General features: G+C 61.8%; 11 protein-coding genes. 8 read left to right on the top strand and 3 right to left on the bottom strand.

Annotation, left to right across the window (positions count from 1 at the left end):
• Positions 1–17 precede the first annotated feature (17 nt).
• Positions 18–1,172: a peptide-methionine (S)-S-oxide reductase MsrA gene (msrA, locus tag Thiosp_RS00290; RefSeq protein ID WP_242518534.1), complete on the bottom strand. Its 1,155-nt coding sequence runs from the start codon at positions 1,170–1,172 to the stop codon at positions 18–20.
• 680 nt (positions 1,173–1,852) lie between these two features.
• Between msrA and Thiosp_RS00285 the strand changes: the two genes are divergently transcribed.
• The 4 genes from Thiosp_RS00285 to Thiosp_RS00270 are packed head-to-tail and all read left to right on the top strand — an operon-like array spanning position 1,853 to position 6,953.
• Entirely contained in the window at positions 1,853–3,475 is a 1,623-nt protein-coding gene (locus Thiosp_RS00285) for a tetratricopeptide repeat-containing response regulator (RefSeq protein ID WP_201066427.1), read from the top strand.
• 2 nt (positions 3,476–3,477) lie between these two features.
• Positions 3,478–4,161 (top strand): sensor histidine kinase, encoded by a 684-nt coding sequence (locus Thiosp_RS00280; RefSeq protein WP_201066429.1) that lies wholly within the window; start codon positions 3,478–3,480, stop codon positions 4,159–4,161.
• 59 nt (positions 4,162–4,220) lie between these two features.
• The gene (locus tag Thiosp_RS00275) at positions 4,221–6,131 is read left to right on the top strand and encodes a VWA domain-containing protein (protein WP_201066431.1); all 1,911 of its coding nucleotides are present in this window, start codon (positions 4,221–4,223) and stop codon (positions 6,129–6,131) included.
• 45 nt (positions 6,132–6,176) lie between these two features.
• Positions 6,177–6,953: a hypothetical protein gene (locus tag Thiosp_RS00270; protein ID WP_201066433.1), complete on the top strand. Its 777-nt coding sequence runs from the start codon at positions 6,177–6,179 to the stop codon at positions 6,951–6,953.
• Positions 6,954–7,013: 60 nt separating this feature from the next.
• On the opposite strand, the gene Thiosp_RS00265 is transcribed toward Thiosp_RS00270, so the two are convergent.
• Both Thiosp_RS00265 and Thiosp_RS00260 read right to left on the bottom strand, forming a co-directional pair.
• Entirely contained in the window at positions 7,014–8,459 is a 1,446-nt protein-coding gene (locus Thiosp_RS00265) for a TrkH family potassium uptake protein (RefSeq protein ID WP_201066435.1), read from the bottom strand.
• Positions 8,460–8,497: 38 nt separating this feature from the next.
• Positions 8,498–9,865, bottom strand: a complete 1,368-nt coding sequence (locus tag Thiosp_RS00260; protein ID WP_201066437.1) for a DUF3422 family protein — start codon at positions 9,863–9,865, stop codon at positions 8,498–8,500.
• A 427-nt stretch (positions 9,866–10,292) separates the two neighbouring features.
• On the opposite strand from Thiosp_RS00260, the gene Thiosp_RS00255 reads away from it, so the two are divergent.
• Genes Thiosp_RS00255 through Thiosp_RS00240 form a run of 4 tightly spaced genes read left to right on the top strand, consistent with a single transcriptional unit; the run spans position 10,293 to position 14,438 of the window.
• Complete coding sequence (locus tag Thiosp_RS00255) at positions 10,293–11,675, top strand: Na(+)-translocating NADH-quinone reductase subunit A (RefSeq protein WP_201066439.1); 1,383 nt, start codon at positions 10,293–10,295, stop codon at positions 11,673–11,675.
• Entirely contained in the window at positions 11,672–12,901 is a 1,230-nt protein-coding gene (locus Thiosp_RS00250; RefSeq protein WP_201066441.1) for an NADH:ubiquinone reductase (Na(+)-transporting) subunit B, read from the top strand. The genes Thiosp_RS00255 and Thiosp_RS00250 overlap by 4 nt, the downstream gene beginning before the upstream one ends.
• Complete coding sequence (locus Thiosp_RS00245) at positions 12,891–13,772, top strand: Na(+)-translocating NADH-quinone reductase subunit C (protein WP_201066443.1); 882 nt, start codon at positions 12,891–12,893, stop codon at positions 13,770–13,772. Before Thiosp_RS00250 ends, Thiosp_RS00245 begins: the two co-directional genes overlap by 11 nt.
• Before the next feature lie 3 nt (positions 13,773–13,775).
• Positions 13,776–14,438 (top strand): NADH:ubiquinone reductase (Na(+)-transporting) subunit D, encoded by a 663-nt coding sequence (locus tag Thiosp_RS00240; protein ID WP_201066445.1) that lies wholly within the window; start codon positions 13,776–13,778, stop codon positions 14,436–14,438.
• The last annotated feature ends 4 nt before the right edge of the window (positions 14,439–14,442 follow it).

The raw sequence follows: 14,442 nt of genomic DNA, 5'->3' as shown, positions 1-14,442 counted from the left end.
GCGCTGGCGAACCAGGCTCACAGCGGCTGGTCGGGGACGAACCTGAGTACGCCACTGTTGATGCAGAAGCGCTTGCCAGTTGGCGGCGGGCCGTCATTGAAGACATGGCCTAAGTGGATACCAGAGCTTGCGCTGCGCACTTCGGTGCGACGCATGCCATGGCTGCGGTCATCGTGCATGCTCACGGCCCCTTCGATCGGCTGAAAAAAGCTCGGCCAGCCCGTACCGCTCTTGAACTTGGAATCACTGCGAAACAAGGGCGCACCCGTTACCGGATCGACATAGGTGCCAGGGCGTCGATTGTCGAGTAGCGATCCGCTAAATGGCGCCTCCGTGCCTTTCCCGTAGGCAATCTCGAACGCTTCCGGGCTCAGCGTCTGTTGCGCGAGCCAGCGCCAGAAGGCGGCGGGGTCGCCGTTGTAGCCGGTGTGGCGGGCGCTCTCGCGCCCCTGCTCAAACAGCACAATGGTCGGCGTCGCCCACAGCGGCTCCGCCAGAGTCCAGCCGCTCGGCGGCTGGGAGGACAGGGTCGCTCGCACTGGCACCGGAGAGGCCCAGTCACTCAGCACCTGATCCTCAAACAGCGCGCAATAGCCGCAGCCTTCCGCCTCGAAGACGACCAACTGGCGCTCCGGGGATAGTTCACTGCCTACCAGGGGCGGCTGCGCCGGCGACTGCTTCGCCGGGGATTGCGCCCGCTCACCGCTACCGGGGTAATCGACCCCGGTGCCGCCAAGGCCGCAGTAACCGTTCGGATTCTTCTTCAGATAATCCTGGTGATCACTCTCTGCCGGATAGAACGCCTCCAAGGGCGCGATTTCCGTGGTAATGGCGCCGTAGCCTGCGTCGCTGAGCGCTTGCTGATAGCGTTCTTTGGTGCGCCGCGCGACGGCTGCCTGGGCATCATTCTGGTAGTAGATCGCGCTACGGTAATTGGAGCCGACATCGTTGCCCTGCCGGTCGCCCTGGGTCGGATCATGATTTTCCCAAAAACCCGCCAGCACCTGCTCCAGACTGATCTGCTGCGGATCGAACGTCACTTGAACGACTTCCGCATGGTTCTTCAGGCGCCCGGTTCGCTCGTCGGCGAGTACCTTGCGGTAGCTCGGATCGGCACGCTCACCGCCAGCATAGCCGCTGACCACATCCAGCACCCCTGGCAGCTCCGACATGCGCTTTTCCGCCCCCCAAAAGCAGCCCATGCCGAGAACGATCTGGTCCGTGGCATCTGCCCCAACCGATTCCGGCTGCGTGGCACTCATCGCCAGCGGCGCTGAAGCAAACAACAGGGCACCCAGGCACCCCCACCCGAATCGAGACCCGATCCAAGCCAACAAAGCGGATCTTGTGCGACATGTGACTGCCTCCCCGTGCGAGCAAGTGTTCATGGTGCGGCTTTCACTCCTGCGGTTAAAATGACATAAATCGATCAAAATTAGGACATTCGGCGCGTTTCGACAGCTCCTAGCGGCAGCGATTTGGTGCCTTTGGCGATCTTGGTCCAGCGCGCAAGGCACAACACCTGATCAGCGGACCTAGGATTGTGGCAAATGACTCCCGGCAACAACCCCGCAGTTTTCATTGGTATCGCAAACTCGAGTAGAAACCCTTACCCCAGGCATCGTCATTAGTGCGGATTCTGGCTCGCGCTGCGATAACTTAGGGTTTATTCTTAAAGGAGTCATATTGACCGCGCAAAACGGATAACGAGGGCGAGAGTTTGATCGAACTTCCATCGCTTGGTTTCACGCCAACCAGTTGAGTTCCTGTCTTGCGGCACACTGGTATTTGGAGCACTTGTCTTTAGAGCACTGGGGCATGAAAGCCCCCCGGGCATCGAACAAAAGTGAACATGGCATCCATCCTCTCGAAAAAGCAGGTTCTCGTCGTCGATGATTTCGCCGACATGCGCTCGGTGCTTCGCGGCATCTTGCGCTCCCTGTCGATTAACAACTTTGACCTCGCCGCAACCGCAAGCGAGGCGCTCGCCATCCTGCAGAAACGCCGGCCTGACATTGTTTTGTGCGACTACAACCTGGGTGAAGGCAAGGACGGCCAGCAGGTGCTGGAAGAGGCGCGCGAGCGCCAGTTAATTGGGGTAGATACCATCTATGTGATGCTGACGGCGGAAAATACCCGCGAAATGGTCATGGCCGCGGTCGAGTATGTGCCTGACAGCTACCTGACCAAGCCCTTCACCGCCGAGTTGCTAAAGACGCGGCTCGAAAAGCTGGTCCAACAGAAGGCGCAGCTGTCAGGCGTCAACGAGGCTTTGGTGGCAAAGGACTACGCTGGCGCCATCACCGAGCTCAACACCCTGCTGACCAGCGGCCCGAAAAATCCGCTCGAATTGCTGAAGATCAAGGCCGAGGCGCTGATCAGCAGCAACCAGCTCGATGCGGCGCAAAAGGTCTACCAGAGCATTCTCAAGGACCGGGATGTTCGCTGGGCACGATTGGGCGCGGGAAAAGTCCAGCTGCTCAGGAAAGATTACACTCAGGCGGAAGAGACGCTCAAGGCGCTGATCAGTGCCGACCGCTACATGATCCAGGCCTACGACGTGCTGGCCAAGACACTCATGGCACAGGGGCGCACTGAGGACGCCGAGAAAGTGCTGCAGCAGGCCGCCGAGCTCTCCCCCCGCGGCCTGAAGCGCCAGATTGAGCTGGGCCGGGTGGCCTTGAACAGCGGCAACACGCAAACCGCGGAGAAGGCATTCGGCCGCGCGGTCAACTTAGCCAAGTACTCCCGCTACAACCACCCATCGATCCACAGCAGCCTGGCCAAGTCGCTGACCGCCAACGGCAAGCATACCGAAGCCACCAAGGTTGTCAGCGAGCTGGGGCGCGCCTTCTCCGGTCATGAGGAGGTCGAGTTTCACAAGGCCACGGCCGATGCGATGATCAAGGCCAACCAGGGCAACCTGAAGGAGGCCGCCGCCGCGCTGGCCATCGCCGAGCATGCCCTGGGAGAGTCCAGTGGCGACCAGGCGGCGGAGCTCGGGCTGGAGATGGTCAAGGCGTATGCCAAGCTTGGCCAGCATGACAAGGCCGAGGCCATGCTGCGCCAGGCCATCGCCAACAATCATGATGACGACGCCTTTATCGCCGAGGTCAAGCAAGTGTGCCAAAGCGCCGGCATGGGAGATGAAGGCGACAAGAAAATCCAGAGAGTTCAGCAGGAGATCATTAAGGTCAATAATGCGGGCGTGCGTCTGATCAAACAGGGCGAGTTCGACGCCGCGATCAAGCTGCTGCGCAAAGCTGCCGATGAAATGCCCGGCAACAAAACGGTGAACCTCAATGCCGCCAAGGCAATCATCATGAAAATGGAGCAGAAAGGATCAACCAAGGAAGAGGTGCAACTGGTGCGCGGCTATGTCGAGCATGTCCGCTCGGCCGCCCCGGAGGACTGGCGCCTAGCCGACATCTCGGCTCGCCTGCAACGGCTCGTGACAAAACAAAAAGAGGCCTGATCATGGCGATGGATTTCTCTGACATGCTGGCGTCGTCCATTCATGACATCAAAAATTCCTTGAGCCTTATCTCGACCACGCTCGCCGAGATGATTGGCAGCGCTGAGAATACCTTTGCCGATCCACGCCAGGCCAATCTGCTGCAGCACGAGGTTCAGCGCGTCAATCACAATCTGGTACAGTTACTCTCGCTGTACAAACTCGGCGATGAAGGCCTGACCGTCGATATCGATGAGCACAATATCGAGGATCTCTTCATCGAATGCCTAGCCAACAACCAGACCGTCTGCCAGGCGCTTGGCGTCGATCTCAGCTACGACTGCGACCCGATGCTGTGCGGTTATTTCGACCTGGAAATGGTTCGCAGCGTGGTTGACAGCACCATCGGCAATGCCCGCCGCTACGCCGACAAGCGCATACAGCTCTCCGCGCTTGAGGAGGACGGCTATCTCGTCATTCGCATTGAGGACGACGGCCAGGGCTTCCCGCCCGAGCTACTCCTGCGCAGTGATACCAACGACCAGCTCCAGGTCACCAATCCACGCGCCTCGGGCCGCACCCGCCTTGGCCTGCTGTTCGCCGAGAAAATCAGCGGCCTGCACCGTTCCGGTGAACGTAAGGGCCACATTGAGGTCAAGAATGGCTGCAGTCTACCCGGTGGTTGCTTCGAGCTTTGGCTGCCCTGAGGTGCGCCCGATTGATCCAGTGTCCGGGTCAACCCTGAGCAAAAGCCTTCGTTAACCCTATGTCCGCTCCGCGTTTCACTAACCCCGCCGTTCTATTACTTCTCCTCGGCCTCGCGCTGCTGACCGGCTCCTTGCCCGCCCGCGCTAGCAGCGATCTGCGCATCCTGATCGACGTCTCGGGCAGCATGCGCGAAAACGACCCACAAAACCTGCGCGTACCCGCGATGCGCCTGGTCAGCGAGCTGCTGCCTGGGGGCAACCAGTCTGGCGTGTGGCTGTTCGCGGATGCTCCCGAGGCGCTGATCGCTCCCGGCATCGTTGACGATGCCTGGAAGACGCAAATCCGCAAGCGCCTCGGTCGCATTCACTCCAATGGCAATTTCACCGATATCGAAGCAGCCATTAATGCCGCGCTAAAGGATTGGAGCGAACCACCCGCGCCCGATGAGCAGCGCCATCTGGTCCTGCTGACCGACGGCCTGGTCGACGTGCCCGATGCCGAGCCAAACGCCGCTGGCGAGGACAGCGATGCCGCCTCACGCCGGCGCATTTTGGACTCATCCATCCCCCGCCTGCAGGAGCTGAAGGTCAAAACCCACGTCGTGGCCCTGTCTGATCAGGTGGATGCCGCATTGGTCGATGCGCTAACCCAGCAAACCGGTGGCTGGCTCGAGGTGGCCAACAACGCCGCGGACCTCCAGCGCGCCTTTCTGCGCATGCTCGAGCAATCCGCCCCGCCGACAACGGTCCCGATTGAGGGCAACCGCTTCAGCATCGACGCGGGCGTGCGTGAATTCACTCTGCTGGCCTTTCATGCACCCGACACGCCAATATCCCTGATTACGCCCGCAGGCGAGACCATTACCTCCGGGCGCATGCCAAGCGGGGACAAGACAAAGGTCTCCTGGAACGCCGCGCGCGACTACGATCTTGTCACTATCACCACCCCGGAGCCCGGTGACTGGGAGCTACTCGGCAGCCTGGACCAGGACAACCGGGTTGCCGTGCTGACCGACCTCAACCTGGACATGGCGCCACTGCCAAACGCCATCCCTTCCCAGGCGAGCTTCCTTCTGGATGTATGGCCTACAGAAAAAGGCCAACCCGTGCAACTCAAGGATTTCCTTGAGCTGGCCACTGCCAAGGTGGTGTTCGATCTCGCCCCGGAGGACGGCGAGGAAGAGCAGGACTCCGCGGCCCTGAGCGCCAGCGATCTCGAGCCTCTTCCGCCGGCTCCGATACCCGCGCTCTCGCTGATTTTGCCGCTGAAGCCTGACACCATGACCTATAGCATGGAGGTCCAGGCCGGAACCCTCCCGCCCGGCACCTACAGCGTGCAGATTCTGCTTGAGAGTGCCACCTTCAAGCGTCAGCTCAAACGCCGCCTGCGCGTGACCGGGACACCGCTCAAGCTCAGCTACGAAACCCTCATGCCCCCACCGGGTGAGACCGGCGAGGCGCGCCTGGACGTGCATCTGGATTTCGAATCCAACCTGATCCGCCTAGGCAGTCTGTTCGGCTACCTGCGCCTCAGTGGCCCCCAGGGCGCAGACGCCGTGCTTGAGTTCAACGCACTCAGAAACAGTTCCGCAAGCTACGATATTCCGATTACCCGCGCCGGCACCTACACCGCCACCGCACGCCTGAAGGCAGAGACGGTGGCCGGCGAGCCCTTGCTGCTCGAGCCACCGGAAGAAACCTTTGTTTTCGATTTCGACGACGGCCTGGAGCAAAGCGAGCCCGAGGAAAAAGACACCACCATCTCCTGGACCCTGCTCACCAGCGTGGTCGGCGGCGGAACAACCATCTTCGCGGTGCTCATCGCCCTGGTGCTGCTGATAACGCGCAACCCAGCCGACAAAGCCGCAAAAAAAACCAAGAAACCAAAAAAATCGAAGCCCGATAAATCAAAGCCAGATAAGTCCAAGCCGCGGCAATCGGGCAAAGCCACGGCAGAAGACGCTGAATAATCCTGCAACGGATCGACCCGCCAACATCAACAAGGATGCCATGGAATGACGACGCTTGAGATTGCCAGTTTGATCATGTCCGCCGAGTTCGCGCTCGTCGCGGTGGTGATGCTGTTTATCATGCGTCGGCGCCAGCACAAAGTCGCGCAGAGTCAGGATAGCCAAAGCGCGGAATTGCACAGCTCGGTGCAGGGTGCGCTGCCATCACGCCGCGAGAGTCTGACCAAGCTGTTTCAAGCCAACGCGCAGCTCAAGGGCCGCAAATTGACCACCACAGTCAATCTGTTCCTCGCGCGTGAGCAGGCGTTCTACGACGCCATGCTAAACATCTATCTCAACAAGGACGGCAAGTCCCTGGCGGACGTCCCCGATGAGCTGCGCAAGGTGCTCATCCCCTGGACCGAGCTGCAGGAAAGCGCCAACGAGGACATTTCCGCCCTGGGCGATCTGCGCGCCGAGAATGCCGAGCTCAGCGAACAGCTCCAGCACAACAAGGAAATCATTGAGCGCCTGCTCGAGGAATACGACGCGACCTTCAACAGGTTTCAGCACAACGATGAAGACGGCACCGCGGGCGAAGACGCAACCCAGGAACCGGAAGAAGAGGAAAGTCTCGAAAACCAGATCCTCGACATCGTCTCCTCTGAGCCTCCGGAGGCCGAAGAAAACCTGGACGCCATCGACCCGCTACCGGACGATGCCGACGACGCAGACGAGGGAGAAGATGGGGGCGAGGAGCAGGTAACCTTCCTGGATGCCCAGGAAGAAATCGAGGAACTCGCCGATCTATTCGACTCCGAACAGGACCCGCAAAAACCCTAGGACGGCTAAACCCCAGAACCGTCAAACCCCAGAACGGTCAAAACTGGCCACTGCGCAGCATCAGTGCCGCCAGTAGGCCGGCAGGAACAGAATCAGCAGTGTGAAGATTTCCAGGCGCCCGGCGAGCATGCCGAAAACGCCCAGCCATTTCACCACCGGGTCCATGGTGGTAAAGGTCGAGGCCACCTCGCCGAGACCAGGCCCGAGCAGATTGATGGTGGAGACCACGGCACCGAAAGCCGTTTCCAGGTCGAGCCCCGCTGCCATCATCGCCACCGTGAGCAAGAGCGCGGTCACGATGTAGAGCACATAAAATCCCCAGACGGAAAACAGCACATCGTCACGCACCGGGCGTTTGCCAATCTTGACCGTCGCCATCGCCTGCGGGTGCGCGAGTTGGAACAACTGGCGCAGGCCGAGCTTGGCCAGCAACATCACCCGCAGCACCTTCAATCCCCCGGCCGTCGAGCCGCCACAGCCGCCCACAAACGCCAGAATGACCAGAATCATTGGTACATGCAGCGGCCAAGCTGCGAAGGTAGCCGTGCTGTAGCCCGTCCCGGTCAGCACCGAGGCGGACTGAAAGGCGGAGAACCGCAGCGCCTCCCACACGTCGCTATACTCCCCGGTCCACCACAGACTGAGCGCCACCAGGCCAGCACCACCAAGAAAGATCAGTCCGTACGCTCGTACTTCCGGGTCGCTCAGGTAAATTCCCGGATCATGCTTGCGCCAGGCGATAAAGTGAACGACAAAGTTCACACCACCTGCCAGCATAAACACAGTGGCGATGAGCTCGATCGTGACGCTATCGAAATAACTGTAGCTGGCGTCATGGGTAGAAAACCCGCCCGTGGCGACCGTGGTGAAGGCATGGCCGATGGCATCAAACTGGCTCATGCCAGCCAGCCAGTAAAGGAAGGCGCACATCAAGGTCAGCCCCACATAGAGCAGCCACAGCGCTCGCGCGGTCGCTGCCATGCGCGGCGTGGGTTTTTCGTACTTGGCCACGCCCGAGGCCTCGGCGCGATAGAGCTGCATGCCGCCAACGCCAATCAGGGGCAAAATGGCCACGGCCAGGACTATGACGCCCATGCCGCCGAGCCACTGGATCTGCTGGCGGTGATAGAGAATCGACTGGGGCAGCTCATCGAGGCCAATAATCACCGTCGCCCCGGTGGTGGTAAAGCCGGAGATGGACTCAAACACCGCGTCAGTCCAGCTGAGATGCAACCCGAACAGAAACGGCAGCGCCCCCACCAGACCCAACACCACCCAGAACAGGGTGACGATCAAAAACCCCTCACGCACCGACAGCCCGCTTTTGACACTGAAATTGGGCAACCACAGCAAAGCACCGACGACCGTGCTGATTAAAATTGACAGCGCAAACACCCGCCACTGACCGTCCGCGTAGAGGAAGGAAACGCCAAGCGAGGGCAGAAAACTCAAGCTATAGAGCATGAGCAAAATGCCAAACAGCCGGAAGATTGCGCGCCAGTGCATCGGTCTATCGGGTCGTGATCAGAGCAAGCAGGCTGCGGTCAGCCCGGCTTGCCACTGTCCCCGTCCATGCCAGACTCGGACTGGCGCCGCAGATGACGCTTGGTGCGATGCAGCGCGAACCAGGTTAGCAGCGCAATAATCGGCACCGCCGCGGCCAAGCCCAGCGTGGCGTTAACCGGATATCCGGTCTCAGCCAGCCCTTTGAGCAAATAGCCCACCAGCCCCGCACCGTAGTAGCTGATGGCGATGACCGACAGCCCTTCGACCGTTTCCTGCAAGCGCAGCTGAATGCGCGCGCGCCTGTCCATGGAGTCGAGCAGGCCGCGATTTTGTTCCTGCAGGCTGACTTCCACCCGCGCGCGCAGCAGCCCGATCAGACGCCCGGCACGTTCGGCCAGGCGTTGCTGGCGTTCGCCGGTGGAGACACAGGTGGCGACCGCAGGAGCCAGGCGCGCTTCGAGAAACTCATTCAAAGTCTGCAGCCCCTCGATGCGCTGCTGGCGCAGCTGCACCAGACGCTGCTCGACAATGCGGTAGTAGGCACTCGAGGCCTCAAAGCGATAGGTGGTCTGGGCCGCGACCGATTCGATCTCGGTGGCCAGCGCGGTCAAATCGGCCAACAGCTCGCGCTCGAGCGGCACCTTGGCCGCCACGGCATCGGATGAGCGCGCGCCCGCATCGCGCTGAGCGCTGGATCGGGCGATGGTCTTGGCGACCTCGGTCAGGCGCTGATCGGCATCGCTTAGCAGGGCCGTGGCCCGACGCGCCAGTGGCAGGCCGAGCAGCGCCATCGCGCGGTAGGCGTTGATCTCCATCACCCGCTTGACCAGGCGCCCGGCCTGGTCCTCAGACAAGGCGATGTCGCGCAGCAGGATGCGTCCATGGCCGTCATCGTGGATGCGCATGTCAGAATACGCGAGCCCTGCACCACCCACGACCTGGGAGCCCATCACCGGATTGCCGCCGAACAGGGCCACCAGCCCCTGGTTGTCGCGCTCGGGCGCGTCGCGCGGCTCGAGCACCAGCAGCACCGAGCTGATCACCTCCCCTGGCAACTCACGCAGCCAGTCTGGCGGCAGGTCCTCAAGCGGGTTGCGCGCGAAGGGGTCGCTGACGTCTTCCTCGCTGGCGAAGCTGTAGGTGACAAATTCCGTGTGCCGCTCCCAGCGCAGCTGCAGATTGCACAGCCGGGCGTAATGATATTGTCCGGGCCGCTCCGGCACCGGGGCGTCGAAATGCTCGAGCAGGCGTTTGAGATGCCGATCATTGCGCCCGCTGCCGCGCTCGCCGCAGACCACCGCCAAATGGGCCACCCGCGCTGGGGCGCGCAACGGCTCGAAGGTGCGCGCGTGCAGCTCCTCGGTCAGCGCATAGCGCAGCGGATGATCGCGAAAAGGCACGGACATGGGTTTTGGCTCGTGGCAGAGGGTGATGGCGATATGACCGCCCCATTATGGCTTGAATCGGGCGAGCACCGAAATGCCGAGGCCAGAATCGGATGTGCGTCGAGCCCGGCGGAGACGCCCTGGCCCCGAGTCTCGGAGGGATTAAGGTAACGAAAATGCCGGCCATTTGGCCAAGACCATTTGCGACTCGGGTCGTGATTCCGCGATACTAACCGCAAACGCCACTTAAGCGAGCTGGAGTATTCTCGAAATCATGCCGAACGGCGACATTAGCAACGGCAACAGTAGCCTAACCAAAGGACTCGATCCTCAGGGGTGGCTGGGACCATGTGCGTTAGCCGAATCACAGGGATTCATCCTCCGGGATGGCTGGGACCATGAGCGTTAGCCGAATCACAGAGATTCATCCTCCGGGATGGCCGAGACCATGAGCGTTAAGCAGATTCGCATCAAGCGCGGCCTGTCCCTGCCCGTTGCTGGCACTCCCGATCAACGCCAGATCGCGCCGGCCCCGGTGGTCAGTCATGTTGCCATCAGCGGCTATGATGTGTTGCGCCCGCGACGCATGCCGGAGGTGTTGGTACAACCGGGTGACCGGGTCAAGCTCGGGCAGCCCATTTCGCGCGGCAAGGCCTATCCGCAGGTACTGTGTGCGTCTCCCGGTGCCGGGGTGATCGAGGCCGTGCATCGCGGTCCGCGCCGGCTGCTGGAGTCGGTCGTGATCCGGCTCGAAGGCGACGAGCACGAGACCTTCAACAGTTACAAGCGCGAGGAGTTGGCGGGGCTGAACGCGGCGCAGGTCAAAGAGAATCTGCTCGCCTCAGGCCTGTGGCTGTCTCTGCGCACGCGCCCCTTCAGCCGGGTGCCGGCCCCGGATCATGAGCCAGCCGCCCTGTTCATTCCGGCGATGGATACGCGACCGCTGGCGCCGGATCCTGCGGTTTTCATTGCCGAGGCGGCAGCGGATTTCGCCGATGGGGTGCTGGTACTCTCCAAGCTGACCGGCGGCCCTGTTTATGTCTGCACCGCGCCTGGTGCGCCTCTGGAGTTGCCGGATGATCCGCGCATCAAGCAGGTTGAATTCGCCGGCCCGCATCCGGCCGGGCTGGTCGGCACTCACATGCATTTTCTCCATCCGGCGAGCCTGAAGCAGCGCGTCTGGCACATGGGCTATCAGGACTGCATCGCGGTCGGGCGGCTGTTCAAGACCGGGCGCATCGACCCCGAGCGGGTCATCAGCCTGGCCGGTCCCATGGTCGCGCAGCCGCGCCTGATCCGCACCCGCTTTGGCGCCTCCACCAATGAGCTGGTCGCCGGGCAATTGAACGGCGAGCGCGAAGCGCGCGTCATTGCGGGCTCGGCGCTCGACGGGCGCCACGCGGTGGGCCACAGCGCTTTTCTCGGGCGTTTTCATAACCAGGTCACGGTGCTGCCCGAGTATCGCGAGCGCGAGTGGCTCGGCTGGCTGGGGCCAGGCTTGGACAAGTTCTCGGCGCAGAATGTCTATCTCGGCGGCCTGATGGCCAAAGTGCGCGGGGCGGCCAAGTTTGCCCTCAACACCAATCTCAACGGCAGCCCGCGCGCGCTGGTGCCTATCGGCGCCTATGAGCGCGTGATGCCGCTCGACATCCTGCCGACCCTGTTGCTGCGCGCGTTGGTGGTGGATGACACCGAAACCGCGCAGGACCTGGGCGCGCTGGAACTCGACGAGGAGGACCTGGCCCTGTGCAGCTATGTCGATATCGGCAAGCATGACTTTGGCCCCATGCTGCGCCGCAACTTGAACCAGATCTGGCGGGAGCATCAATGAAACCGATCAGCCAGGGGCTGCGCAAGTTTCTCGACCGCCACGAGCGGCACTTCCTGCGCGGCGGGCGCTTCGAGAAATTCGGCGCCCTGTTCGAGATGATGGACACTTTTCTGTTCACCCCGGCGACGGTCACGGCGCACGCGCCCCATGTGCGCGACGCCATCGACCTCAAGCGGGTGATGATCTTCGTCTGGCTGGCGGTGCTGCCCTGTGCGCTCTTTGGCATGTACAACGTCGGCCTGCAGGCAAATTCCGAGATGGCTAAGATTGGCCTGACCGAGGCCGAGGGCTGGCGCGGAGCGCTGATCGGCTGGCTCGGTGCCGGCGGCTATGACCCGAGCAGCATCTGGGACAATTTCTGGCACGGTTTTGTCTATTTTCTGCCCATTTATGCGGTGACCATGGCCGCGGGCGGCTTCTGGGAAGTGCTCTTCGCCATGGTGCGCAACCATGAGGTGAACGAGGGCTTCTTCGTCAGCTCCATCCTGTTCGCGCTCACCCTGCCGCCAACCATCCCGCTGTGGCAGGTGGCGCTCGGCATTTCCTTCGGCATCGTCATCGGCAAGGAGGTGTTTGGCGGCACCGGCAAGAACTTCCTCAACCCGGCCCTGGTCGGGCGGGCATTTTTGTTCTTCGCCTATCCGGCGCAGATCTCGGGCGATGCGGTCTGGACCGCGGTCGATGGCTTCAGCGGGGCGACTCCGCTGATGCTTGCCGCGAGCGGCGGCGTGGAGGCCATTACCGCCGCCGGTATCGGCTGGTGGGATGCTTTCTTCGGCACCATTCAGGGCGCAGTTGGCAGCACCTCAACCTTAATGATTCTGATCGGCGCCGGCTTTTTGCTGTTCACCCGGGTCGCTTCCTGGCGCATCATGGCCGGGGTGCTGCTGGGGCTAGTGGTCAGCACGCTGATCTTCAATCTCTTTCCAAGCGACAGCAATCCGGCCATGGCGATGCCCTGGTACTGGCATCTGGTGCTTGGGGGCTATGCCTTCGGCATGGTCTACATGGCGACCGATCCGGTGTCTGCCTCGATGACCGAAACTGGCAAATGGATTTACGGCGCCCTGATCGGAGCCATGACGGCGATGATCCGGGTGCTGAATCCGGCCTATCCGGAGGGCATCATGCTGGCTATTTTGTTCGGCAACCTGTTCGCGCCACTGATCGATTGGTTCGTGGTGCAAGCGAATGTGCGCAGGAGGGCAAAACGCCATGCCGCCTGAAGCACAAAGCACCCAAACCCCTGGAGGCAGCGGGCTCTTTGGCATCTTCTCGCGGCCAAACGACGACCCGCTCAAGACGGTCGCGGTCGCACTGGTGCTCTGCCTGGCCTGTTCGGTGGTTGTATCAGCCACCGCCGTGGGGCTGCGACCGCTACAGGAGCGCAACGAGAGCCTGGCGCTCAAACGCGAGATTTTGCGCGTTGCGGGGCTGGATACCTCTGGCCAGGACATCGACCAGGCGTTCGAGGCGATCGAAGTCCGCCTGGTAGACCTCGACAGCGGCGACTATGTCGAGCATCCGGACCCAATGAGCTATTCCTATCGCGACGCGGGCAATGATCCGCAAGCGAGTATCGCGCTCGGCGAGCAGGATATCGCCGGCATCCGCCGCCGGCCAGACAAGATGCCTGTCTACCTGGTCCGGTCTGACTCGACGGCTGATTCCTCCGGGGGCGAGCAGATCGAAACCCTGATCTTGCCGGTCTACGGCTATGGCCTGTGGTCAACCATGCATGGCCTGGTCGCGCTCTATCCGGACGGGCGCCGCGCCAAGGCGCTGTCGTTCTACGAGCAGCTCGAGACCGCGGGTCTCGGCGGTGAGGTGGCCAATCCCCGCTGGCAAGCCAAGTGGCAGGACAAGACGCTGATTGGCGCGAACGGCGAGCCGGTGATTCGCGTGGCTAAAGGACCGGTCGATCCCAACGCCCCCAATGCGGACCAGCGTGTCGATGGCCTCTCTGGCGCCACCCTGACCACCAATGGCGTCACTCACCTGATGCAATTCTGGCTCGGCGAGCAGGGCTTCGGGCCTTACCTCGAAAAACTGCGCGCCGGCTCGCTGGCCGATGCTGGCAACCAGACGGAGGGCTGATCCATGGATGCCAGCCAACGCAAACTGCTGATCGCGCCCATCGTCGATAACAATCCCATCACCCTGCAGATTCTCGGCATCTGCTCGGCGCTGGCGGTGACCACCAAGCTGGCGCCTGCAATCACCATGAGTCTGGCGCTGACCTTCGTGCTGGTGGGTTCCAACCTGATTGTGAGCCTGATCCGCCGGCACATGCCGGCGAGCATCCGCATCATCATCATGATGACCATCATCGCCTCGCTGGTGATTGTGGTCGATCAGGTGCTCAAGGCGTTTGCCTACGAGTTGTCCAAGCAATTGTCGGTGTTCGTCGGGCTGATTATTACCAACTGTATCGTGCTCGGGCGAGCCGAGGCATTCGCCTCCAAGAACCCGCCCTGGCCAAGCCTGCTCGACGCCATCGGCAACAGCATCGGCTACAGTGTCATTCTGATCTCGGTCGGTGCCATTCGCGAGCTGTTCGGCTCCGGCAGCCTGCTCGGCGTGCAAATCCTGCCGCTGACCAGCACTGGCGGCTGGTATGAGCCCAATGGCCTGATGCTGCTCGCCCCGGGCGCTTTCTTCATCATCGGCCTGATGATCTGGGGGCTGCGCACCTGGAAGTCGGAGCAACTCGAAAAGCCCGAGTATCAGATTCACATCGTCCATCGCACCGAAGTGCTTTAAGTCG

It is taken from the genome of Thiorhodovibrio litoralis, assembly GCF_033954455.1.
Taxonomy (GTDB): Bacteria; Pseudomonadota; Gammaproteobacteria; order Chromatiales; family Chromatiaceae; genus Thiorhodovibrio; species Thiorhodovibrio litoralis.
The sequence above is the reverse complement of the archived record's forward strand: the minus strand, read 5'-3'. Positions and strand labels throughout refer to the sequence as shown.